Source organism: Kitasatospora sp. NPDC101157 (genome assembly GCF_044768255.1).
Taxonomy (GTDB): Bacteria; Actinomycetota; Actinomycetes; order Streptomycetales; family Streptomycetaceae; genus Kitasatospora.
On record NZ_JBIWPL010000001.1, the window covers coordinates 482,521 to 505,367 of the forward strand.

General features: G+C 74.1%; 21 protein-coding genes. 15 read left to right on the plus strand and 6 right to left on the minus strand.

The genetic code is table 11. From position 1 onward, the window contains the following. Positions 1 to 64: 64 nt before the first annotated feature. From ACIRVF_RS02160 to galE, 3 genes are all read right to left on the minus strand, one after another. A complete protein-coding gene (locus ACIRVF_RS02160) occupies positions 65 to 1,561 on the minus strand; it encodes an ABC1 kinase family protein (protein ID WP_402812416.1) in 1,497 nt (498 codons plus the stop codon). 264 nt (positions 1,562 to 1,825) lie between these two features. Continuing rightward, positions 1,826 to 2,428 carry a dihydrofolate reductase family protein gene (locus ACIRVF_RS02165; protein WP_402812419.1) on the minus strand — a complete coding sequence of 201 codons (603 nt, stop codon included), beginning with the start codon at positions 2,426 to 2,428 and terminating at the stop codon, positions 1,826 to 1,828. Positions 2,429 to 2,723: 295 nt separating this feature from the next. After that, positions 2,724 to 3,710, minus strand: coding sequence for a UDP-glucose 4-epimerase GalE (galE, locus tag ACIRVF_RS02170; protein WP_402812421.1), 987 nt, complete (start codon positions 3,708 to 3,710; stop codon positions 2,724 to 2,726). Positions 3,711 to 3,959: 249 nt separating this feature from the next. Here galE and ACIRVF_RS02175 point away from each other — a divergent pair, with 249 nt between their 5' ends. Further along, positions 3,960 to 5,033, plus strand: a complete 1,074-nt coding sequence (locus tag ACIRVF_RS02175) for a S1C family serine protease (RefSeq protein ID WP_402812968.1) — start codon at positions 3,960 to 3,962, stop codon at positions 5,031 to 5,033. Between the two features lie 153 nt (positions 5,034 to 5,186). Here the strand turns inward: ACIRVF_RS02175 and ACIRVF_RS02180 are convergent, their stop codons facing one another. Next, positions 5,187 to 6,410 (minus strand): sensor histidine kinase, encoded by a 1,224-nt coding sequence (locus tag ACIRVF_RS02180; protein ID WP_402812424.1) that lies wholly within the window; start codon positions 6,408 to 6,410, stop codon positions 5,187 to 5,189. A gap of 285 nt (positions 6,411 to 6,695) precedes the next feature. Between ACIRVF_RS02180 and ACIRVF_RS02185 the strand changes: the two genes are divergently transcribed. From ACIRVF_RS02185 to htpX, 11 genes are all read left to right on the plus strand, one after another. Next, positions 6,696 to 7,112, plus strand: a complete 417-nt coding sequence (locus ACIRVF_RS02185; RefSeq protein WP_402812427.1) for an NADH-quinone oxidoreductase subunit A — start codon at positions 6,696 to 6,698, stop codon at positions 7,110 to 7,112. Further along, complete coding sequence (locus ACIRVF_RS02190) at positions 7,103 to 7,747, plus strand: NADH-quinone oxidoreductase subunit B (RefSeq protein WP_402812430.1); 645 nt, start codon at positions 7,103 to 7,105, stop codon at positions 7,745 to 7,747. Before ACIRVF_RS02185 ends, ACIRVF_RS02190 begins: the two co-directional genes overlap by 10 nt. Further along, entirely contained in the window at positions 7,744 to 8,877 is a 1,134-nt protein-coding gene (locus tag ACIRVF_RS02195; RefSeq protein ID WP_402812433.1) for an NADH-quinone oxidoreductase subunit C, read from the plus strand. Before ACIRVF_RS02190 ends, ACIRVF_RS02195 begins: the two co-directional genes overlap by 4 nt. Beyond that, entirely contained in the window at positions 8,874 to 9,833 is a 960-nt protein-coding gene (gene nuoH, locus ACIRVF_RS02200) for an NADH-quinone oxidoreductase subunit NuoH (RefSeq protein WP_402812436.1), read from the plus strand. Before ACIRVF_RS02195 ends, nuoH begins: the two co-directional genes overlap by 4 nt. Next, entirely contained in the window at positions 9,830 to 10,387 is a 558-nt protein-coding gene (locus tag ACIRVF_RS02205; RefSeq protein ID WP_402812439.1) for a NuoI/complex I 23 kDa subunit family protein, read from the plus strand. The genes nuoH and ACIRVF_RS02205 overlap by 4 nt, the downstream gene beginning before the upstream one ends. Continuing rightward, positions 10,384 to 11,097, plus strand: a complete 714-nt coding sequence (locus tag ACIRVF_RS02210) for an NADH-quinone oxidoreductase subunit J (protein ID WP_402812442.1) — start codon at positions 10,384 to 10,386, stop codon at positions 11,095 to 11,097. Before ACIRVF_RS02205 ends, ACIRVF_RS02210 begins: the two co-directional genes overlap by 4 nt. Beyond that, complete coding sequence (gene nuoK, locus ACIRVF_RS02215; protein ID WP_402812445.1) at positions 11,097 to 11,474, plus strand: NADH-quinone oxidoreductase subunit NuoK; 378 nt, start codon at positions 11,097 to 11,099, stop codon at positions 11,472 to 11,474. The genes ACIRVF_RS02210 and nuoK overlap by 1 nt, the downstream gene beginning before the upstream one ends. Further along, positions 11,471 to 13,531 (plus strand): NADH-quinone oxidoreductase subunit L, encoded by a 2,061-nt coding sequence (locus ACIRVF_RS02220; RefSeq protein WP_402812448.1) that lies wholly within the window; start codon positions 11,471 to 11,473, stop codon positions 13,529 to 13,531. Before nuoK ends, ACIRVF_RS02220 begins: the two co-directional genes overlap by 4 nt. Positions 13,532 to 13,584: 53 nt before the next feature. Beyond that, the gene (locus ACIRVF_RS02225) at positions 13,585 to 15,165 is read left to right on the plus strand and encodes a NuoM family protein (protein WP_402812451.1); all 1,581 of its coding nucleotides are present in this window, start codon (positions 13,585 to 13,587) and stop codon (positions 15,163 to 15,165) included. Positions 15,166 to 15,221: 56 nt separating this feature from the next. After that, positions 15,222 to 16,787: an NADH-quinone oxidoreductase subunit N gene (locus ACIRVF_RS02230; protein ID WP_402812453.1), complete on the plus strand. Its 1,566-nt coding sequence runs from the start codon at positions 15,222 to 15,224 to the stop codon at positions 16,785 to 16,787. A 175-nt stretch (positions 16,788 to 16,962) separates the two neighbouring features. Continuing rightward, a complete protein-coding gene (htpX, locus tag ACIRVF_RS02235) occupies positions 16,963 to 17,826 on the plus strand; it encodes a zinc metalloprotease HtpX (protein ID WP_402812456.1) in 864 nt (287 codons plus the stop codon). A 15-nt stretch (positions 17,827 to 17,841) separates the two neighbouring features. Here htpX and ACIRVF_RS02240 read toward each other — a convergent pair whose 3' ends face one another. Beyond that, a complete protein-coding gene (locus ACIRVF_RS02240) occupies positions 17,842 to 19,296 on the minus strand; it encodes a PLP-dependent aminotransferase family protein (RefSeq protein ID WP_402812459.1) in 1,455 nt (484 codons plus the stop codon). Between ACIRVF_RS02240 and ACIRVF_RS02245 the strand changes: the two genes are divergently transcribed. From ACIRVF_RS02245 to ACIRVF_RS02255, 3 genes are all read left to right on the plus strand, one after another. Beyond that, entirely contained in the window at positions 19,295 to 20,206 is a 912-nt protein-coding gene (locus ACIRVF_RS02245) for a DMT family transporter (protein WP_402812462.1), read from the plus strand. The genes ACIRVF_RS02240 and ACIRVF_RS02245 overlap by 2 nt on opposite strands. A gap of 141 nt (positions 20,207 to 20,347) precedes the next feature. Beyond that, positions 20,348 to 20,773: a BlaI/MecI/CopY family transcriptional regulator gene (locus ACIRVF_RS02250; RefSeq protein WP_030284173.1), complete on the plus strand. Its 426-nt coding sequence runs from the start codon at positions 20,348 to 20,350 to the stop codon at positions 20,771 to 20,773. Between the two features lie 3 nt (positions 20,774 to 20,776). After that, entirely contained in the window at positions 20,777 to 21,736 is a 960-nt protein-coding gene (locus tag ACIRVF_RS02255; protein ID WP_402812464.1) for a M48 family metalloprotease, read from the plus strand. A gap of 88 nt (positions 21,737 to 21,824) precedes the next feature. On the opposite strand, the gene ACIRVF_RS02260 is transcribed toward ACIRVF_RS02255, so the two are convergent. Beyond that, positions 21,825 to 22,823 carry an NADP-dependent oxidoreductase gene (locus ACIRVF_RS02260; RefSeq protein ID WP_402812466.1) on the minus strand — a complete coding sequence of 333 codons (999 nt, stop codon included), beginning with the start codon at positions 22,821 to 22,823 and terminating at the stop codon, positions 21,825 to 21,827. Positions 22,824 to 22,847: the final 24 nt, after the last annotated feature.

The window sequence follows — 22,847 nt, forward strand, 5'->3', positions numbered from 1 at the left end:
TTCGCGGGGAGCGGCCTGCGGCCGTTGTGGGGCGGGTGTTGTGGAGCGGCCGTTGTGGAGCGGGTCAGGGGCGGGCGGGTCTGCCACTCTTCCTGGCCGCCGCCGGAGTGCGCCTCTCGGGCTCGGCCGCCTCGGGTGTCTCGGCCGTCTTCGCCGTCTTCGCCGTCTTCGCCGGCTTGACCGTCTTGGCCGGCTGGGCCCGCTCGGCCTGCTTGGCGGGCTTCGCGGGTGGCTCGTCGGCGAACTCGGGCAGCCACTCCAGCATCTCGGCGCGGAACGGCGCCTTGGCGCCCAGCTGGCACAGCACGCCGATGGTGCTCAGCGTCACCCGGTGGATCAGCAGGTAGGCGGGCGGCAGGTTCAGCTGCTTGCCCAGGTTGTAGGCGGGCGAGCGCGGATCGGCGATGCGGGCCGCCTGGGCGCGCATCCAGGCCCGGGTGAAGTGGAAGCTGTCCACGGCGGCCGGCTCGATGATCGGCAACAGGTAGTCCAGCACCGCGTCCGGGTCCAGCTGGATCGAGGGCTTCACGAAGCCCTCCTCGCGGAGCATCTTGAGCACGCCCGCCGCGTCCCCGGCCAGCGCCATCCGCAGCGAGGCCCCGATCGGCTCGGGCAGCCCGCCCGGCAGCCGGTCCACCGTGCCGAAGTCCAGTACGCCCAGCCGCCAGCCCTCGGCCGGGCCGTCGTCCTTCAGCAGCCGGAAGTTGCCCGGGTGCGGGTCCGCGTGCAGCAGACCGGTCCGGGACGGGCCGGCGAACAGGAACCGGGCCAGCAGCTGCCCGGCGCGGTCACGCTCCTCCTGGGTGCCGTTCGCGATCACCTCGGCCAGCGGGGTGCCGTCCATCCACTCGGTGACCAGCACCTGGTCGGCCTGCGCCACCACGACCGGCACCACGATGTCCGGGTCGCCCGCGAACTCCTCGGCGTGCCGACGCTGGGCCTGGGCCTCCAGCTCGTAGTCCAGTTCCTCCGAGACGCGCTCGCGCAGCTCGGCGATCAGCGGCTTGATGTCCAGCCCGGGGACCAGCGGACCGAGCAGCCAGGCCACCCGGCTCAGCTGGGACAGGTCCGCGAGCAACGCGTCACCCGCGCCCGGGTACTGCACCTTGACCGCGACCTGCCGGCCGTCGTGCCAGACCGCCCGGTGCACCTGGCCGATCGAGGCGGCCGCCGCCGGGCGGTCGTCGAACTCCACGAACAGCTCGCGCCAGTCGTTCCCGAGCCGCTGGGCCAGCGCGGCGTGCACCTTGGCGGCGGGCATCGGGGGAGCGGCGTCCTGCAGCTTGGTGAGCGCGGCCCGGTACGGGCCGGCGACCTCCTCGGGCAGCGCGGCCTCGAAGACGGACAGGACCTGCCCGAACTTCATGGCTCCGCCCTTGAGCTCACCCAGGACCTTGAACAGCTGGTCGGCGGTGGCCTGCTGGAGCTCCGCCGTCACCACCTCGGCGGAGCGGCCGCCGATGCGCCTGCCCAGTCCGAGCGTGGCGCGGCCGGCTATCCCCAGCGGCAGGGCGGCGAGCCGTGCCGTGCGGGTCACTGCCTTGCGCGGAAGATCGCTCACCCGGGCCTCCAATCCCCTGGCCCCCCGACACCGGACGGCCCACCATCACTAGGCCATTGTGCCCGCTCCCCGGACTGCTTCCGTCGGTATTTCACGGGGGCCGGTAGGCGGTGGCCGCTCCTTGCGGGGAGTTGGGCGGCTCGGTCCGGCGGGCGTTGGCGCTGGTGGGGCCGGTGGTCGGAGGCGCGCCGGGGCCCGAGGCGGTGCTGTCTTGGAGGCGGGCGCAGGAAGTCGGCTGGGCCGACTTCCTGCGCGGGTGGGAGCTCAGGCGTCGGCTTCGGCGGTGCGGCGGTAAGTGGCCAGATGGACGCCGGTCCTGGCGATCGTGGTGGAGGTCAGCTGCAGGGTGCGCAGTACGCCGTCGGCGGGGAAGAGCGACTTGCCGCCGCCCAGCAGCACGGGCATCACCATGAGCCGGAGCTCGTCCACCAGGTCCTCGCCGAGGAGGGTGCGGACGAGGGTCGGGCTGCCCATGACCAGCAGATCCCCGCCGTCGGCCGCGCGCTGCTGCCGGGCCCACTCGACGGCCCCGGTGCCGGGGACGAGGGTGCTGTTCGTCCAGGTGAGGTCGGCCTCGGCGAGGGTGTCGGAGACGACGTACTTCTTGATCGAGTTCATCTGGTCGGCGAACGGATCGCCGGCCCGCTCGGGCCAGGCGGCGGCCATGGTGCGCCAGGTGCGGCGGCCGAAGAGCAGGGCGTCGGCGCTGCTCATCGCCTCGTTGATGAACGGGCCGATGGTCTCCGGGTCGAAGAACGGGTGGGACCAGCCACCGTGGGTGAAGTCTCCGTCGGTGTCCTCCTGCGGAGCGCCGGGGGCCTGGACAACGCCGTCGAGGCTGATGAACTCGCTGATCACGATGCGCATGGGGTGCTCCTCTGGGGGCTTGCTTGTTGGGGGTTGTGCAGTGGAGACCGGGGGACCGGGCAAGACTCATTGCCCGCACATAGTGACCCTGGTCACATTGTTGACGCTTTGGGGCCCGCCCCTCCCCCCCCACCCCCACCCGCCCTCCTCCTCCCACCTCACCCGCCGCCCACCCACCCACCTCCGGCCCCGGCCGCGCTCCTTCGGAACAGCGACTCCCTCCTCTCCCGGCCCGGGGGGGGGGGCCCCCCCCGGTGGGGGGGGGGGCCACCGCCGTGCCGGTGGTGCTGTCGGGTCAGGCCTTGCGGGCCCCGGGGTGGCGGCTGCACCAGCCCTCCCAGGCGGAGGAGACCATGTCGGCCACGTCGTGGCTCGCGCTCCAGCCCAGCTCGCGCTGGATCAGGTCGGCGGAGGCCACCACCCGGGCCGGGTCGCCGGGGCGGCGCGGGGTCACCGCGGCGGTGGTGTCGTAACCGGTGACCTTGCCGATGACCTCGATCATCTCCTTGACGCTGACGCCCTCGCCGCGGCCGATGTTGAGCACCAGCGCGGTCTCGCCGGCCGGGTCGGCGGCCAGCCGCTTGGCGGCGGCCACGTGGGCCGAGGCGATGTCGGAGACGTGGATGAAGTCGCGGACGCAGGTGCCGTCCGGGGTCGCGTAGTCGTCGCCGAAGATCCGCGGCGCCTCGCCGGCGGTCAGCCGCTCGAAGACCATCGGGATCAGGTTGAACACCCCGGCGTCGGAGAGCTCGGGCGAGGCGGCGCCGGCCACGTTGAAGTAGCGCAGGGCCACGGTGGACATCCCGTACGCCTTGCCGGCCGCGGCGACCAGCCACTCGCCGGCGAGCTTGGTCTCGCCGTACGGGCTCATCGGCGCGCAGGGGGTGGACTCGGTGACCAGGTCGACGTCCGGCATGCCGTAGACGGCGGCGGAGGAGGAGAACAGGAAGCGCTTGACGCCGCCCTCGGCCGCGGCCTCCAGCACCGTCTGCAGGCCGATCACGTTCTCGCGGTAGTACAGGAACGGCTGCTCGACCGACTCGCCGACCTGCTTCTTGGCGGCGAAGTGCAGGACGCCCTCGATGCCGTGCTCGCGGATCGCGGCGTCCAGGACGGCGCGGTCCAGGGTCGAGCCCTCGATCAGCGGGACGCCGGCCGGCACCCGGGAGGCGTCGCCGGTGCTCAGGTCGTCCAGGACGGCGACGCGCTCACCGGCGTCGAGCAGCTGGCGGACGACGTGCCCACCGATGTAACCGGCACCGCCGGTGATCAACCAAGTCATGGGGCAATCCTAGGCGTTCGAATTCGGGCCACCGGGTTCGGGCGAGTCGGTACGGCAATTCGGACAAATCGGTGAAATGCTGACAAAGATTCCTTTGCTCTCATGCCCGCGCCCTCGGCGTGGTGACGAATCGGAGGCAGCCAGGTGAGCCGAACGAAGGAACGCAACCGCCCGCTGCCGGCCGGTCCCCGGCCGACCGGGCCCAGGGCGGCGCGGGGCCGGCTGCTCGCGCCGGGTGCGGTCGCGGTCATGACGGCGCTCGCGCTGGCGCTGGCCGGGTGCAGCGGCTCCACCTCTTCCTCCTCCTCGGCCGCATCGTCGGTGGCCGGCTCCCCGTCCGGCGCCACCAAGCAGGCCTCCTCCGCCCCCGGCGCCCAGCCGGGCGGTGCCAACCAGCTGCAGGACGCGTACCAGAAGGTGATCGCCGACGTGCTGCCCTCGGTGGTCCAGATCATCACCGGCGACAGCCTCGGCTCCGGGATCGTCTACGACGACAAGGGCGACATCGTCACCAACGCCCACGTGGTGGGCTCCGCGACCACCTTCACCGTCACCCTGGCCAACAGCACCAAGGCGCTGGACGCCGCCCTGGTCGGCAGCTACCCCGACTCCGACCTCGCCGTGATCAAGCTCAGCAGTCCGCCGAGCGGCCTCAAACCGGCCACCTTCGGCGACTCCGGCAAGGTTCAGCTCGGTCAGATCACCCTCGCCATGGGCAGCCCCCTCGGCCTCGCCAGCAGCGTCACCCAGGGCATCGTCTCGGCCACCGGGCGGACCGTCTCCGAGCCCCGCGGCGGCGGCTCGCCCGGGGCCACCATCGGCAACATGGTGCAGACCTCGGCCGCCATCAACCCGGGCAACAGCGGCGGCGCGCTGGTCAACCTGGACAGTCAGGTGATCGGCATCAACACCCTCGCGGCGACCGAGCCGCAGACCAACGGCGCGGCGGCCCCCGGCATCGGCTTCGCCATCCCGGCGTCCACCATCACCAACATCACCGACCAGCTGATCAAGCAGGGCAAGGTCACCAACTCCGGCCGGGCCGCGCTCGGCATCACCGCCCGGACCACCTTCGACCAGCAGTTCCAGCCGGCCGGCGCGGTGATCGTGGCGGTCAGCCAGGGCGGTCCGGCGGCCTCGGCGGGGCTCCAGCCCGGCGACGTCATCACCAAGATCGGCGACACCCCGGTCGACTCGCTGAACGCGCTCACCACCGCGCTCGCCTCGCTCACCCCGGGCAGCAAGGTGACCGTCACCTACACCCGGGACGGCAACAGCAGGACCGCCGACGTCACGCTCGGCACGCTGGAGAGCGGCTCGTAGGGGCCCGTCCGACCCCGGTACGCGGGCCGGCCCGCCCACCGTGCAAGGGTTCCGCGGGCCGTCCGGCGCACCGGACCGGCGCCGGGCCCCCGTCCACTGCCTCGGACGGGGGCCCGGCGCTCTTCGTCGTCCGACAGGCCTCCTGACAGAGCACTACTGGCGGCGGGCGGTGCGGGTGCGCCAGGGCAGCTCGACGGTGACGGTGGTCGGGCCGCCCTCCGGGCTGTTCACCAGGAAGACCCCGTCCACCGCCCGGATCCGCTCGGCCAGCCCGCCCAGACCGCTGCCCGGGTAGGGGGCGGCCCCGCCCTTGCCGTCGTCGTGCACCAGCACCATCAGCTGGTTGTCGGAGCGCCAGACGTCCACCGAGGCGCTCCGGGCGCCCGCGTGCTTGGAGACGTTGGTCAGCAGCTCGCTGACGGTGAAGTAGGCGATGCCCTCGACCGCCGAGTCCGGGCGCTCGGGCTCGCCGTCCGGCCCGGCCAGGTCGACGTTCACCTTCACCCCGCCCGGGACGGTGCAGCGGGCCGCGACCGCGGACAGCGCCGCGTCCAGGCCGCGGTCGGTGAGCACCGCCGGGTGGATGCCGCGGGCCAGGTCGCGCAGCTCCTGCAGGGCGAGCTTCACCTCGCCGTGCGCGTTGTCGACCATCCGGGCGGCGACCGCCATGTCCTCCTGGGTCTCCACCTCGCGCAGCCGCTCCTTGGCCATGCCGAGGTCCATCGCCAGCGCGACCAGGCGGGCCTGGGCGCCGTCGTGCAGGTCGCGTTCGATCCGTCGCAGGTCGGCGGCGGCGGTGTCGACCACCGTGCCGCGGTCGTCCTCCAGCTCGCGCACCCGCTCGGCCAGCGCGCCGGGGAAGAGCAGCGACTCGATCAGGATCCGGTCGACGGCCGCCATCGCGCGCACCACCACCGGCAGCACCGGCCACAGCACGATCACCGAGGTCAGGGCCAGGGTGAAGCTCAGGATGCCCCAGGGCAGCATCAGCACGTTGTAGAGCGCGGAGCGCCAGTTCAGCAGGTCGGTGAGGTGGGCGATGGTGTACGCCACCATGCCCGGGCGGCGCGGCTTCACCGGCTGCGGGTCGTCGATCCGGGAGCCGTACACCGCGCGGGCCCGGTTGCGGCCCAGCGCGCCCAGGGCGCGGGAGCCGGCCAGCCCGGCGGCCAGCACCGGCAGGCCGATCACCGTGACCGACAGGCCCAGGCCGACCGAGAGCGCGGTGACCGAGAGCACGAAGCCGGCGATGCCCAGCGGGAGGTTGAGCATCAGGTGCCCGACCTGGCGCCACATCCGCGCGCCGTACAGCGGCGGGCGCTCCATCCGAGCGTCCTGCTCCCTGATGGCGTCCACGGCGCGGTTCAGCGACTTCATCGGATCATCCGTCCCCTCGTTCGAGCTGGCGGACCAAGCTTCCCGAATCGGGGGCGGGACGTGCCATGGGGGTGATACATCTTCCGGGCCGGGGGTTATCCCCACCCCCGGCCGGTCCCCGGGCGTTCATCCGGGTGTCCACGGGACGTCTTGCGGAGCGGGCAGGTTTCGGGGGGAGTGGAGCCGTCCCCTTAGACTCACGCATTGGCCACGGTTAAGACCGTGTGAGGAAAAGTCGTAGAACTGTCTTGAGGGCGGATTCGCGGCCGAGGTGGAGGCGAAGGCATGGAGTGGCAGCAGGCGGCTGCCGTCGCGGCCGACCCGGCGGTCGGCAGCGGCTACTTCGACGCGTACGCCGCGATGGGCCTGCTGGCCGTCGTCGGGGTGCTCTTCGTCACCGTGGCGTTCACCGCCAACCGGCTGCTGCGGCCGGTGGTGTACTCGCCCGAGAAGCTCCTCGCCTACGAGTGCGGGGTGGACCCGGTGGGCGAGGACTGGGCGCACACCCAGATCCGCTACTACGTGTACGCCTTCCTGTACGTGATCTTCGCGGTCGACGCGATCTACCTGTTCCCGTGGGCGACCGTCTTCGCCGCCGCCGGGTACGGCGCCGCAACGCTGGTCGAGATGTTCCTCTTCATCGGCTTCCTCGCGGTCGGACTGCTCTACGCCTGGAAGAAGGGCGTTCTGGAATGGACGTGACGCACACCCACTCGCACGGCGCCCAGGGCGGTCCCGTCCCGCTCGGCCTGCCCGACCCCGCGCACCCCGGCGCCGTCGAGCGCCGCGGCCTCGGCCCGCTGGCCCGGCTCGCGCCGGACCCGGTCAAGGTCGTGCTCAACTGGGGCCGCCGCTACAGCCTCTGGTGCTTCAACTTCGGCCTGGCCTGCTGCGCGATCGAGTTCATCGCCGCGTCCATGGCCAAGCACGACTTCATCCGGATGGGCGTCATCCCGTTCGCGCCCGGCCCCCGTCAGGCGGACCTGATGATCGTCTCCGGGACGGTCACCGACAAGATGGCGCCCGCGGTCAAGCGCCTCTACGAGCAGATGCCCGAGCCGAAGTACGTCATCTCCTTCGGCGCCTGCTCCAACTCCGGCGGCCCGTACTGGGACTCGTACTCCGTCACCAAGGGCGTGGACCAGATCATCCCGGTCGACGTCTACGTGCCCGGCTGCCCGCCGCGGCCGGAGGCGCTGCTCCAGGGCATCCTCAAGCTGCAGGAGAAGATCGCCGCCGAATCCCTGCCCGGCCGGTACGCCGCGCCCGCGGCGGCGCTGCGCCGTCCGCTGGTGCCGGGGCCCTCGGCCGGCCCGTCCGAGAGAGGGGTCTCGTGACCACGCCTGAGCAGTACGCGGCGTCGGTCGGGGAGTGGGCGACCGGCGCCGAGGCGTACGGGCTGATCACCGTCGACGTGCCGGCCGAGCGCTGGATCGAGGCGCTCACCAGTGCCCGGGACGTGCTGGGCCTGGGCTTCTTCGACTGGCTGAGCGCCGTCGACGAGCTCGCCGAGGGCTTCTCCGTGGTCGCGCACCTGGCCGCCGCCGAGGCACCGGGGGTGCGCCACCTCGCGCTGCGCACCCGGGTGCCGCGCGACGGGGCCGCGCTGCCCAGCGCCGTCACGGTGTACGCGGGGGCCGCCTGGCACGAGCGCGAGACCCACGAGATGTTCGGCATCGACTTCCCCGGGCACCCGTACCTGGCCACCCTGCTGCTGCCGGACGGCTTCGAGGGGCACCCGCTGCGCAAGGAGTTCGTGCTCGCGGCGCGGGTCGCCAAGGACTGGCCGGGCGCCAAGGAACCGGGCGAGTCGGACCACGGCGGCGGGCCGGCCCGCCGCAAGATGCAGCCGGCCGGTGTGCCGGACCCGAACGAGTGGGGGCCGCTCAAGGGCACCCTGCCGCCGGTCGCCGAGCGGCCCGCGCGCGGTGCGCGGGCGGCGGGTGCGGCGGCGCGGACGCCCCGGGCCGGTGCGGGCGCGGCCGCGGCCACGGCCGCCGGTGCCGAGGGCGCCCCGGCGGTGCGGGCGGACCGGCCGCGGCGGACGCGCTCGGTGTCCGAGGGGTCGGCGAGCCAGGGCGCGGCCGAGGCCGAGGCTCCGGGCGCTCCTGCCGCTCCCGCTGCTCCGGTCGCCGAGGGCGCGCCGCCGGTGCGGGCAGACCGGCCGCGGCGGACCCGTTCGGTGTCCGAGGGATCGGTCAGCCAGCCGGCCGAGGAGGCCCCGGCGGCCGCCGGGGCTCCGGCCGAGCCGGCGGCTCCGGCCCGGCCACGGTCCTCCGACGCGCCCTGGCACAACCCGGTGCCGGCCCACGACGAGAAGCCCTCGGTCGAGGAGCCCTCGGTCGAGGAGCCCGCGGCCGAGAAGCCCTCGGCCGAGAAGCCCTCGGGCGAGGAGCCCTCGGCCGGGGCGGCGCAGAAGGACGAGAACTCGGCCGGAGCGGCCGACCAGGACGGAGACGGCGCGTGAACCTGCTCGACACGGTGCTCCGCTGCGTCGCCACCCTCGTCGTCTTCCTGGTCTTCCCGCTGGTCATCGGCCAGACCGAGCACAAGGTCATGGCGCACATGCAGGGCCGGCTCGGCCCGATGTACGCGGGCGGCTTCCACGGCTGGGCGCAGCTCGTCGCGGACGGCGTGAAGTTCGCGCAGAAGGAGGACATCGTCCCCGCCGAGGCGGACCGCCGGGTCTTCCAGCTGGCGCCCGCCGTCTCGCTGCTGCCGTACCTGTTCGTGCTGCTGGCGATCCCGGTCGGGCCGGACGGCTTCGTCGGCCAGGCGATCGACGCGGGGCTGTTCTTCGTGCTGGCCGTGATGGGCGTCGGCGTGATCGGCAAGCTGATGGCCGGTTGGGCCTCGGCGAACAAGTTCTCCCTGCTCGGTGCCCTGCGCACGGCCGCGCAGCTGATGTCCTACGAGCTGCCGATGGTGCTCGCGGCGGCCTCGGTGGCGATGGCCGCGGGCACCCTGTCGCTGCCCGGGATCCTGGACGCCTGGCAGTGGTACTGGCTGCCCTGGCAGATCATCGGCGCCTTCGTGTTCTTCACGGCCGGTCTGGCCGAGCTGCAGCGGCCGCCGTTCGACATGCCGGTCGCCGACTCGGAGATCATCTTCGGCGCGTACACCGAGTACACCGGTCTGCGCTTCGCGCTGTTCCTGCTCTCCGAGTACGTGGGCATCCTGGTGGTGTCGGCGCTGACGGCGGTGCTCTTCCTCGGCGGCTGGCACGGGCCGATGGCCGACCAGCTCGGCTGGCTGTGGATGCTCCTCAAGACCTTCGCGCTGGCCTTCGTGGTCATCTGGCTGCGGGTCACCTACCCGCGCCTGCGCGAGGACCAGCTGATGCGCTTCGCCTGGGTGGGCCTGATCCCGCTCGCGCTGGTCCAGCTGGCCCTCACCGGCATCATCAAGGTGGCGATCTCATGAGTTTTCCCGGTGTCGGCCTGGCGAAGGGCCTGGCCGTGACGCTGCGGACGATGACGAAGAAGAGCGTCACCGCGCAGTACCCCGACGTGCAGCCGGTGCTGCCGCCGCGTTCGCGCGGCGTCATCGCGCTGCTGGAGGAGAACTGCACGGTGTGCATGCTCTGCGCGCGCGAGTGCCCGGACTGGTGCATCTACATCGACTCCCACAAGGAGACGCTGCCGGCCGCCGAGCCGAACGCGCGGGCCCGCACCCGCAACGTGCTGGACCGGTTCGCCATCGACTTCTCGCTCTGCATGTACTGCGGGATCTGCATCGAGGTGTGCCCCTTCGACGCGCTGTTCTGGTCGCCGGAGTTCGAGTACGCGGAGACCGACATCCACGAGCTGACCCACGAGCGGGACAAGCTCCGGGAGTGGATGTGGACCGTCCCGGCGCCGCCGGCGCTGGACCCGGCGGCCGAGGAGCCCAAGGAGATCGCCTCCGCGCGCAAGGCGGCGGACAAGCTGGCGGCCGCCGCTGCGGCCGCCGCCGAGGAGAAGGGTGACGACGCATGACGGGCGCTGCCACGCTCCTCGCGGCGACCGGCTCGCTGGAGCCGGCCGCCCGTTCGTTCCTGTCCCCGACCGGCCAGGAGATCGTCTTCCTGCTGGTCGGCATCGCGGTGCTCGGCGCGGCGGTCGTCTCCGTCACCACCAAGCAGCTGGTGCACGCCGCGCTCTGGCTGGTGGTCGCGCTCGGCGGGCTGGCGGTGGAGTTCCTGCTGCTCACGGCGGAGTTCATCGCCTGGGTGCAGGTGCTGATCTACCTGGGCTCGGTGATCGTGCTGGTGCTGTTCGGGCTGATGCTCACCAAGGCGCCGATCGGGCGCTCGCCGGACGCCGACTCCAAGAACCGCTGGGTCGCCCTGGTCGTCGCGCTGGCCTCGGCCGGGACGCTGGTGACGCTGGTCGTCGACGCCTTCCGGACCTCCTGGATCGACCTCGGCGCGGGCGGCGGCTCGGCCGCCGTCACCGGGGCCGGCCTGTTCCGGAACTGGGTGCTGCCCTTCGAGGCGCTGTCCGTGCTGCTGCTGGCGGCGCTGGTCGGCGCGATCGTGCTGTCCCGCGGGTCCAAGCGCCGGGTGCCGGCGCCGCGGGCGGGCAAGCTGCGGGCCGGTCGGCCGGTCGGGTCCAACGGAACCGTCGCCGCTACCGCGCCGCGCACCGCTCCGGAGGCCGCCGCGCCGCCCGCGTCGCCCGCGCCGTCCGTGACCGAGGAGAGCTGATGCACCTCGCGTACCCCGTCGTCCTCTCCGCGCTGCTGTTCAGCGTCGGCGTGTACGGCGTCCTCGCCCGGCGCAACGCCGTCCTGGTGCTGATGTCCGTCGAGCTGATGCTCAACGCCGTCAACCTCAACCTGGTCGCCTTCGACGCCTGGCTGCGGGACTCGCTGCACGCCGGGCAGGCGCTCACCCTGTTCACCCTCACCGTCGCCGCCGCCGAGATCGGGCTGGGGCTCGCCATCGTCCTGCTGCTGTTCCGGGCCCGGGGCACCGCGGACATCGACCGGGCCACCGCGCTCGGCGACCCGGCCGAGCCGTACGCCACCGTCGAGGAGGAGCCGGCCGCAGCCGAGGCACTGAAGGGCCGGCCCACCGCATGAACCTCGCCCTGCCCGCCCTCGTCCCCGCGCTGCCCGCACTCGGGGCCGCCGCGACCCTGGCCACCGGCAAGAAGGCGCCCGGGCTGGCCCGGCCGCTGGCGATCGTCCCGGTCGCCGTCTCGGCCGTGCTCGCCCTGGTGGTCGCCCTCCAGCTCGGCACCGGCCAGACCCTGGACGCGGCCACCCGGCTCACCCCGACCGGCGGCCCGGACATCTCGCTGGCCGTCCACCTGGACGGCTTCAGCTCGCTGATCTCCGTGCTGGTCGGCCTGGTCGCCACCTGTGTCCAGGTCTACTCGACCGCGTACCTGAAGGAGGACCCGCGCTACCCCTCGTACGCGGCGCTGGTCTCGCTCTTCACCGCGGCGATGTTCCTGGTGGTCTTCTCGGGCGACCTGATCGTGCTGCTGGTCGGCTGGGAGGTCATGGGCGTCTGCTCGTACTTCCTGATCGGCCACCACTGGGAGACCGCGGACGCCCGCTCGGCCTCGCTCAAGGCCTTCCTGGTCACCAAGCTCGGTGACGTGCCGTTCCTGTTCGGGATCTTCCTGCTCGGCGCGGACGCCCACAGCTTCCGGATCCCGGACGTGCTGGCGGCCGCGGGCGAGGGCAGGCTCGGCCACCCGACGCTGATCGCGCTGCTGCTGCTCGCCGGCGTGGCCGGCAAGAGCGCCCAGTTCCCGCTGCACACCTGGCTCCCGGACGCGATGGCCGGCCCCACGCCGGTCTCCGCGCTGATCCACGCCGCCACCATGGTCGCGGCCGGCATCTACCTGGTGGCCCGGCTGATGCCGGTGTTCCTGCAGTCGGGCGCGGCCCTGGTCGTGCTCGCCGTGATGGCCGCCGTGACGATGATCGGCTCGGCGCTGTGCGCGCTCGCCCAGGACGACCTCAAGCGGGTGCTCGCCTACTCCACCGTCGGCCAGCTCGGCTACATGGCCGGCGCGCTGGCCAGCGGCGACCGCGAGGCCTCGGTGTTCCACCTGGTCAGCCACGGCGCGTTCAAGGCGCTGCTGTTCCTGGCCGCCGGTGTGGTGATCCACGCCGCGCACACCAACTCCGTCTCCGCGATGTCCCGGATCCCGGGGCTGCGCAAGCGGGTGCCGGACGCCTACTGGACGACCGGCATCGGGCTGGTCGCGCTGGCCGGGCTGCCGCCGTTCTCCGGTTTCTTCAGCAAGGAGGCGGTGCTGACCGCCGCCGAGCACGCCGCCAACGGCGAAGCGCTGACCAACGGGCTCGGCCCGGCCTCGGGCGTGCCGCAGGCGGCCGGCTGGATCGTGCTGATCTCGGCCGGGCTCACCGCACTGCTCACCGGCGCCTACGCCACCCGGCTGTTCCTGGTCACCTTCCACAGCCCGGCCGGTGCGGCCGCGGCGGCACCCGAGGTGCTGCCCGCCGCCGACCGGGCGACGGTGGTGGCCGACCACGAGGCCGGCGCGCCGTACTCGCCCGAGCTGGACGAGGCCGACCCGGCCACCGCCGAGCCGCCCGCGATGCGCTGGCCGCTCTGGGTGCTGGCCGTTCCGACCATGGCCTTCGGTGTCGCCGGGCTGCGCTCGGACTGGCTGCCCGCGCTGCTGGACGGCGGCTCGCTGCGCCCCACCGGCGTCACCGCCGTGACCGGCACCGGGCTGGCCGTGGTCGGGGTGCTCGCCGCCTACGGCGCCTGGCGCTCGGCCACCGCGCGGCTGGCCACCGGCCGTCCCGCCCCGGCCGCGGTCGGCCGGGTGCCCGAGCAGGCCGGAGCCCCCGCCGCCGAGGTGATCGTCGCCGACCCCGGACGCACCCTGCTCGGCCCACTGTTCGGCCCGGCCCGGCACGGCTTCGGCGTCGACCGGCTGTACCACCTGCTGTTCGTCCGTCCGGTGGCCGCCGCCGCCCAGCTGGTCCGCTTCCTCGACCGCGAGGTCGTCGAGGGCTACGTCCAGGGCAGCGGGATCGGCGCCAACCTGCTCGGCCGGGCCGTCCGGCTCGCGCAGACCGGCAACGCGCAGACCTACCTCAGCGCGCTGCTCGCCGGGGTCGTCCTGCTCGCCGTCCTGGTGGCGGTGTAGCCGGTGCTGCTGTCCTCCACCCCCGTCCCGTTCACCCCAGCTGGGAGCCCCCGATGAACGCGGTCCTCATCGCCCTCCTGGTGCTGCCACTGCTCGGCGCCGCGCTCACCCTGGCACCGGTGTTCGGACCGGACCGGGCCGTCGCCGACCGGCGGGCGCTGCGGCTGAACTCCGTGGTCACCGGCGCGGTGTTCCTGGTCTCCGTCGCCCTCGCGGCCGGCTTCGACCACGGCGCACCGGCCCGGATGCAGGCCACCACCGACGTGTCCTGGATCCCGGCGCTGCGCGTGCGCTTCCACCTCGGGGTGGACGGCGTCTCGCTGCCGCTGATCGTGCTGACCGCGCTGCTCACCTTCCTCTGCGCGCTGTACTCGGAGAAGCGGCTGCCGGGTGGGGACGTCCGGGGCGGCGCCCCTGACGAGCACCGTCCCTCGGCACAGGCCTTCGTCGGACTGTTCCTGCTCCTCGAAGTCGGCATGCTCGCCACCTTCGCGGTCCTGGACCTCCTGCTCTTCTTCCTGGCCTTCGAGATCGTGCTGATCCCGATGTACTTCCTGATCGCCCGCTGGGGGAGCGGCGCGAAGACCCCCGCCGCCAACCGGTTCATCCTCTACACGCTGCTCGGCTCGGCCGTGATGCTGCTCGGCTTCCTGCTGGTCGGCAGCAAGGCCGGCACCTTCGACATGCAGGCGCTGGCCGCCGCGCACGGCAGCGGCCTGAGCCACACCACCCAGGTGATCGCCGCGCTGGCGATCATGGTCGGGCTGGCGGTCAAGGCCCCCGCCTGGCCGCTGCACAGCTGGCTCCCCGACGCGCACACCGCCGCCCCGACGGTGGGCTCGGTGCTGCTCGCCGGCGTGCTGCTGAAGATGGGCACCTACGGGCTGGTCCGCGTCCTGCTGCCGGTCGTGCCGGACGGCACCGCGACGCTCGCCCCCTACCTGGGCGCCTTCGCCGCCGTCGGCATCGTCTACGGCTCGCTGGCCTGCCTGGCGCTCGCCCGCCCCGGATCCAAGGGCGACCTCAAGCGCCTGATCGCGTACTCCTCCGTCGGCCACATGGGCTTCGTGCTGCTGGGCATCGCCTCCCTCACCCCGGTGGGCGTCAACGGCGCGCTGTTCGCCAACATCGCCCACGGTCTGATCACCGGTCTGCTGTTCTTCGTCGTCGGCGCGCTCAAGGACCGCTACGGCACGGCGGACCTCGACACCCTCTCCGGGGCCACCGGCGCCGCCCTGTACGGGCGGGCACCCCGGATCGGCGCGCTGCTCGCCTTCGCCGCCGTCGCCAGCCTCGGCCTGCCCGGGCTGGCCGGCTTCTGGGGCGAGCTGCTCGCCATGTTCGGCGCCTTCGACCCGGCCGCCGGGCTGTCGCGCCCCGCCTTCGTCACCTACATGGTCCTGGCCGGTCTCGGCACCCTCCTCACCGCCGCCTACCTGCTGATCGTGGTCAAGCGCGTCTGCATGGGCGACCCCGCCCAGCCCGCGCCGGTGGACCGGCTGCCCGACCTGCGCCCGTACGAGGCCGTCAGCTGGACGCCGCTGGCCGCGCTCACGCTGGTGGCCGGCCTCTGGCCCGCCCTCCTGCTCGGCCTCTCCGACCCTGCCGTCAAGCACCTCCTCGGGGGTGGCTGACCGTGCTCGCAGCCCACACCGCCGCACTCGGACCTCACTCCACGGGGCAGCACACTGTGACCTCCCTCGCCGTAGCCAACCCGGGCAGCCTGATCCAGTCCGTGGACTGGGTGGCGATCGCGCCCCCGCTGATCGCCGCCGTGGCCGCCCTCGCCGTGCTGGTCACCGACCTGTTCCTGCCCGAGCGGCACAAGAAGTGGCTCGGTCGCATCACCACGGCCGGACTCGCCCTCGCCCTCATCGCACTCCTCCCGCTGACCGGTGGGTCACCCCGAGCGACCTTCTGTGTCCGGAACGTAGCAGGGGCCACTGACACTCCCTCGGTCAGCGGCTCCGCCGTGGGCGGCTGCTCCTACGTCGCCGACCACTTCGCCCTGGTGTTCCAGCTGCTCGCCCTCGGCGGCGCGCTGATCGCGGCGCTGCTGTCGGTGCACACCGTGGAGACCGAGAAGCTGCCCCGCGGCGAGTACTGGTTCCTGCTGCTCTCCAGCGCCACCGGCGCCGCGCTGCTGCCCGCCTCCCGCGACCTCGCCACCATGGTGATCGCCCTGGAGGTCGCCTCGCTGCCCGCCTTCGCCCTGGTCGCGCTGCGCCGGGACGGCCGGGGCGCGGAGGCCGCGCTCAAGTTCTTCGTCTCCTCGGTGACCGCGACCGCCGTGATGCTGCTCGGCATCGGCTTCGTCTACGCGGCGAGCGGCAGCCTGCACCTCGGCGCCGTCGCCCAGGGACTGGAGCACGCGCCCGGCCAGCTCAAGGCGCTGGCCGAGGCCGGGGCCGTGCTGACGCTGGTCGGCTTCGCCTTCAAGGTCGCCGCCGTCCCGTTCCACTTCTGGCTGCCCGACACCTACACCGGCGCTCCGCTGCCGGTGGCCGGCTACCTCTCGGTGGTCGGCAAGGCGGCCGGCCTGTCCGGTCTGGCGCTCGCCACCACCGTCGCGTTCCGCCCGTACGCCCACACGTGGGGGCTGGCGCTCGCCGTGCTGGCGGCCGTCACGATGACCGTCGGCAACGTCGGCGCGCTGCGGCAGCGCTTCGACACCCGGTACAGCGCGGTGCGGCTGCTCGCCTGGTCCTCGGTCGGCCAGGCGGGGTACCTGCTGGTGCCGCTCGCCGCCGCCGGGTACGCGCCCACGGGGGCCGACCCGCTCGGTGCGACCGCCGCGTACGCGCTGATCTACGGCGTGGTGAACCTCGGCGCCTTCGGGGTGGTCGCGGCCGTCGGCCGCCGGGCCGGGACCAGCGTGGACGACTTCCGCGGCCTGTTCGCCCGCAACCGCTGGACGGCGCTCGCGCTCGCCTTCTTCCTGCTCTGCCTGGCCGGGCTGCCGCCGGGCGTGATCGGCCTGTTCGGCAAGGTCGTGGTGTTCCGCGCGGCGGTCGACGCCGGGCTGGGGTGGCTGGCCGTGGTGATGGCCGTCAACGTGGTCGTCGCCCTGTACTACTACCTGCTGTGGACGGCCCGGCTGTTCGCCCCGGCGGACCCAGCGGCGGTCGCGCCCGGCGCCGAGCCGAGGCTGCCGGTCAGCCTGACCGCCACGCTGGGGCTCACCGCCTCGGCGGCGGTGGTGCTGTCGGTCGCCCCGCAGCTGGTCCTCCAGGTCGCCGGCGGCAGTCTGTTCTGAGCCCGGGCCCGGGCCGGGCGCGAGTCCTCGGCCCGGGGGCCGTCCGGGTGGTGCGGCGGCGGCGCGGCGGTGTCGCGTCGGTCACAAGGGAACAAGGTCCCCGGCCCCGCCCGTTGACCGGGCAAGAGGGACGAGGCGGAAAGGGCTTCCCCACCGCACCACTGGAGGGCCTGACGTGCACAGCCGGCACAACGGACTGAGGACCGCCGTCCTGCTCGGTGGCCTCTCGGCGCTGATCCTGGTGATCGGCAGTTTCTTCGGCCGGACCGGCTTCCTGGTCGCCCTGCTGGTCGCCCTCGGGACCAACGCCTACGCGTACTGGAACAGCGACCGGATCGCCCTGCGGGCCATGCGGGCCCGCCCGGTCAGCGAGTTCGAGGCGCCCGGCCTGTACCGGATCGTGCGCGAGCTCTCCACCTCGGCCCGCCAGCCGATGCCCCGGCTCTACATCTCCCCGACCCCGGCCCCGAACGCCTTCGCCACCGGCCGCAACCCGCGCAACGCGGCGGTCTGCTGCACCGAGGGCATCCTGCAGATCCTGGACGACCGCGAGCTGCGGGGCGTGCTCGGGCACGAGCTGAGCCACGTCTACAACCGGGACATCCTGATCTCCTCGGTCGCCGGGGCGCTGGCCTCGGTGGTGATGTTCCTGGTGAACTTCGCCTGGCTGATCCCGTTCGGCCGGAGCGAGGACGACGACGGCCCGGGGCTGTTCGGGATGCTCGCCATCATGATCCTGGGGCCGATCGCCGCCGGGCTCATCCAGATGGCCGTCAGCCGCTCCCGCGAGTACCAGGCCGACGCCGACGGCGCCCGGATCACCGGCGACCCGCTCGCCCTCGCCAGTGCCCTGCGCAAGCTCGACGCCGGCACCCGCCAGCTGCCGCTCCCGCCGGAGCCCCAGCTGCAGACCGCGAGCCACATGATGATCGCCAGCCCGTTCCGCCCGGGCGAGGCCGGCGCCAGGCTGTTCTCCACCCACCCGCCGATGGCCGAGCGGATCGCCCGGCTGGAGCGGATGGCGGGGTACCGGCGGTAGCGGGCCGGCGGCCTCTCAGCCCGCCGACTCCTCGTACGCCGTCCGCAGGCGGTGGACGCCCTCCGCCACCTGGGCGGGGCCGTCGGCGGCGGCGTAGCTGAGGCGCAGGTGCGGGGCCGGGGGTTCGGCGGCGTGGTACGGGCGGCCGGGGGTGACCTGGACGCCGGCGCGCAGGGCGGCGGCGGCGAGGGCGTCGTCGTCGGTGCCGTCCGGGAAGCGCAGCCACAGGTGGTAGCCGCCGGGCCGGTAGGCGTCGAGCACGCCGGGCAGTTCCCGGTGCAGCGCGGCCACGGCGGCCGTGCGGCGGTCGCGCAGTTCGGCACCGAGCGTGCGCAGGTGGCGGGCCCAGGCCGGGTCGGCGACCAGTTCCAGCGTCGCCTCCTGCAGCGGCCGGGGCACGAAGAAGCTGTCCACCACCTGGGTGGCCCGCAGCCGGGCGAGCGCCGGGCCGCGCGCGGTGAGGGCGCCGACCCGCAGGTTGGGGGAGGCGGCCTTGGTGAGCGAGCGAAGGTGCACCACGACGCCGTCCCGGTCGTCGGCGGCGAGCGGGCGGGGCAGCGCCGGGGCGTCCGCGTGGACGAGCAGCCGGGCGAAGTCGTCCTCGATCACGAAGGCCCCGGCCGCCCGGGCGATCCGCAGCACCTCGGCCCGGCGCGCGGGCGAGAGCACCGCCCCGGTGGGGTTCTGGAACAGCGGCTGGCAGACGAACACCCGCGCCCGGGTGGCCTCGAAGGCGTCGGCCAGCAGGTCGGTGCGGACCCCGTCGGCGTCGACCGGTACCGGCACCGGCCGCAGCCCGGCGGCCCGGATGACCGCGAGGATGCCCGAGTACGTCGGCGACTCGACCAGCACCGGTGAGCCGGGCGCGGCGAGCGAGCGCATCGCGACGGTGAGGCCGCCCTGCCCGCCGGAGGTGATCAGGACGTCCCCGGCGCCGATCGGCCCGGCGTGGCCGCCGATGTCGCGGGCGAACCAGCCGCGCAGCTCGGTGAGGCCATCGGTGGGCGGGCGGTCCCAGGCGCCGGGGCGGCGGCCGGCCCGGGCGAGGGCGGTGGCGAGCAGCCGCTCGGGCAGCAGGGAGGCGTGCGGGTAGCCGCTGTTGAGGTCGATGACGTCCGGCGGGGGCACCCGGAGGGTGGCGAACACCGGAGCGGCGAGCAGGTCGCGCGGGCCGGAGCCGGCGCTGAGCGCGACCTCCTGCCAGGAGAGGTCGCCGGGGCGGCCGGCCGGTGCCGCCGGGCCGCCCGGGGCCGCCGCGAAGGCCGCCGCCCGGAACACCCCCGCGCCGGGCCGGGAGACCACCAGTCCCTCGGCGACCAGCACCGCGATGGCGCGGGAGACCGTTCCGGGGCTGACCTGGTGGCGTTCCATCAGGGCCCGGCTGGAGGGGAGCTTCCGTCCCTCTGGGTAGCGCTCGACCTCCCGCCGCAGGCTTTCGGCGAGTTCGGCCACGCTGCTACGCTCGTTCATGACGGCACAAGATAGCGCTACTCGTACGGTGGCGGTAGCGGCGCAGCACCCCGACCGCGCCTCCGGCACCGCCCTCGCCGCCCTCGGGGTGGCCTCCTTCTCGCTCAGCTTCCCGGCCACCGCGTGGTCCCTGACCGGCTTCGGCCCGTGGACCTCGACGGGGCTGCGCGGCGCCGTGGCCGGGGTGCTGGCCGGGCTGTACCTGCTGGCCTCCGCCGCCCCGCTGCCCGAGCGGCGGCAGCTGCCCGGCCTGCTGGTGGTCTCGGCCGGCTGCGTGGTGGGTTTCCCGCTGCTCACCACGCTCGCCCTGCGGACCTCCTCGACCGCCCACTCCGCGGTGGTCATCGGCGTCCTGCCGCTGGCCACGGCGGTGGTCGCGGCGCTGCGCACCGGCCGTCGGCCGTCCCGGGTGTTCTGGGCGGCGGCGCTGGCCGGGGCCGTGGCCGTACTGGCCTTCACCCTGCTGCAGAGCCACGGCCGGCCGACCCTCGCCGACCTCTACCTGTTCCTCGGCCTGCTGGTCTGCGCGGCCGGGTACGCGGAGGGCGGGCGGCTGTCCCGGGAGCTCCCGGGCGCGCGGGTGATCGCCTGGGCGGTGGTGGCCGCGCTGCCCGTGATGCTGCTGACCTCCGGGTACGGGCTGGCCGCGGAGCCCGTGCACCTCGGCGGGAAGGCGCTGGCGGGGCTGGCGTACGTCGCGGCGGTCTCGCAGCTCGGCGGGTTCGTGCTCTGGTACCGGGGGATGGCCGTGATCGGCGTGCCGAGGGCCAGTCAGCTGCAGCTCGCCCAGCCGCTGCTGACGCTGCTCTGGTCGGTGCTGCTGCTGGGCGAGGACCTGCCGGTGGCGGCGCCGGTGACGGCGGTGGTGGTGCTGCTCTGCATCGCGGTCACCCAGCGGGCCCGGGTCTGAGGGCCGTCCGGCCGGTTCCCCGGCGATGTCGTGCGCCCGCGAACCCCGGCGCTGACCCGTCCGGAGGAGCCTCCCGCTCGTTAGGATGAGCCCGCGCCCCGCGTCGGTCCGGGGCGCGGCATCCGGAGGGAGTGGGCCGTCATGGCAGACGAGAGGCACGCCCCGGCGTCCGGGGACGCGCCGGCCCGCAGGCGCGGCCAGGGCGAGCTGGAGGCGCAGGTGCTGGCGGTGCTCCAGCAGGCGCCCGGCCCGGCCAGCGCGGGGTGGGTCCAGGAACGCCTGGAGGGCGACCTCGCGTACACCACGGTGATGACCATCCTGTCCCGGCTGCACGCCAAGAACGCCGTCTCCCGGAGCCGCTCCGGCCGCTCCTACCTGTGGCAGGCCTCCTCGGACGCCGCCGGGCTGGCCGCGCTGCGGATGCGCCGGATGCTCGACGGCGAGGCGGACCGGGACGCGGTCCTCGCCAGTTTCGTCACCGCGCTGCTGCCGCACGACGAGGAACTGCTGAGGGCGCTGTTGGACGCCGCGTCCGCGGATCCGGCAGCGGCCGACCGTGAGAGCTGATCCGTGGGCTTCTTCGTCTTCCTCCCGCTCATCCTGCCGCTGACCGCGGTGCCGATCGCCCGGCTGACCGAGCAGCACCTGCACCCGCGCGGTGCGGCCCGGCTGATGACGGTGATCAGCGCCGTGATGGCGGTGTGCAGCGTGCTGTGCCTGGGGCTGATCGGCGTGGTGGGCACCGCGCAGATCCCGGGCAACCCGCTGCCGGACAGCTGGTCGGACCCGGTGGTGCGGCACGCGCTGCCGTACCACGAGACGGTCGGCACGGCCGCGATGTGGCTGCTGGTGCTGGTCGGCTTCACCTGCTGCCGGACGGTCGTGCGGCACCTGCGGGTCCGCTCCCGGGCCCGGCGGGCACTGGCCGGACTGCCCGAGGGGCCGGCCGGGGAGGAGGGCCTCGCGGTGCTGCCGGACCGCAGTCCGTACGCCTACGCGCTGCCCGGCTCGCCCGGGCGGGTGGTGGTCTCCACCGGGATGCTGGACGGGCTGGCCGAGGACGAGCGCGTGGCGCTGCTCGCGCACGAGCGGGCGCACCTGCGCCACCGCCACCACCGCTACCTGCTGACCACCCAGCTCGCCGCCTGCGTCAACCCGTTCCTGCGGCCGCTCCAGGAGGCGGTGGCGTTCAGCGCGGAGCGGTGGGCGGACGAGGAGTCGGCCCAGGTGGTCGGCGACCGGCGGATCACCGCCCGGGCGGTGGCCCGCGCCGCCCTGGTCTCGCACGCCGCCCCGGCGCCGGGCTTCGCGGCCTTCGCCGCCCCGGCCGCCACCCAGCCCGGCCCGGTGCCGCGCCGGGTCGCGGCGCTGCTCGGCCCCGTGCCGACGGCCCGCAACTGGCCGCCGGCCAAGACCCCGGCGGGCCTGGCCGCGATGGTCGCCGCGGTCGGTACGGCGGCCTCGGCGCTGTGCGCGCTCAACGCGGCGGTGGCCCTGCTGGTGGTGCTGAAGGCCGTCACCCCGCTGTAGGGGTGGTGCTGATGGCCGTCACCCCGCTGTAGGGGTTGGTGCTGAAGGCCGTCACCCCGCGGCAGGGCCCGGACCCGGCCGGCTGGGCTCAGAGCCGGACGATCATCTTGCCGGTGTTGGCGCCGCGCAGCATGCCCAGGAAGGCCTCCACCACGCGGTCGAAGCCGTCCACCACGGTCTCGTCCGGGACGACGGTGCCGGAGCGCAGGTGGGGGACGAGGAAGTCGTACAGCTCGGGGCGGGCGTCCAGGTGGTTGCGGACCAGGAAGCCCTCCAGGCGCAGGCTCTTGCCGACCACGTCGTAGAGGTTGCGCGTCGCGGCCGGCGGGTTCTTCGCGTCGTCGTACTGGGCGACGGCGCCGCACCACGCGATCCGGCCGTGCGCGCGCATGGCGCTGATCGCGCCCTCCAGGTGGTCGCCGCCGACGTTGTCGAGGTAGACGTGCAGCCCGTCCGGGGCGGCCTCGCGCAGGCGGTCGGCGATCGGGCCGTCGTGGTAGTCGAAGGCGGCGTCGAAGCCGACGTGCTCGGTGAGGTGGGCGGCCTTGGCGGCGGAGCCGGTGCTGCCGACGATCCGTCCGGCGCCGAGCAGCCGGGCGATCCGGCCGGCGGCGGTGCCGACGCCCCCGGCCGCGGCCGAGACGAACAGGCTCTCGCCGGGCTGGAGCCGGGCGATCCTGGTCAGGCCGACCCAGGCGGACAGCCCGGTGCCGCCGAGGATCGACAGGTGGGCGCTGAGCGGGACGCCGGCGAAGTCGGGCAGCAGGTTGGCGCGCTCGGCGGTGACCACGGAGTGGGTGCGCCAGGCCTGCCGGTGGAAGACCAGGGCGCCGACCGGCAGCGCGTCGGCCCGGGACTCGACGACCCGGCCGAGGGTGCGGCCCTCCAGCGGGGCGTGCAGCTCCCAGCCGCCCTCGTCCATCTCCTCGCGCATGTACGGGTCGACCGACTGGTACAGGTTCTCGACGAGGGCCTCGCCGGCGGCCAGGGCCGGGACGGTCTCGTCGACGAAGGCGAAGTTCTCTGCGCTCGGCGCGCCCGAGGGGCGGGAGACCAGGTGGACGGCGCGGGCGGTGGGGCGGGACATCGGCGGTGCTCCGTACGGGGTGCG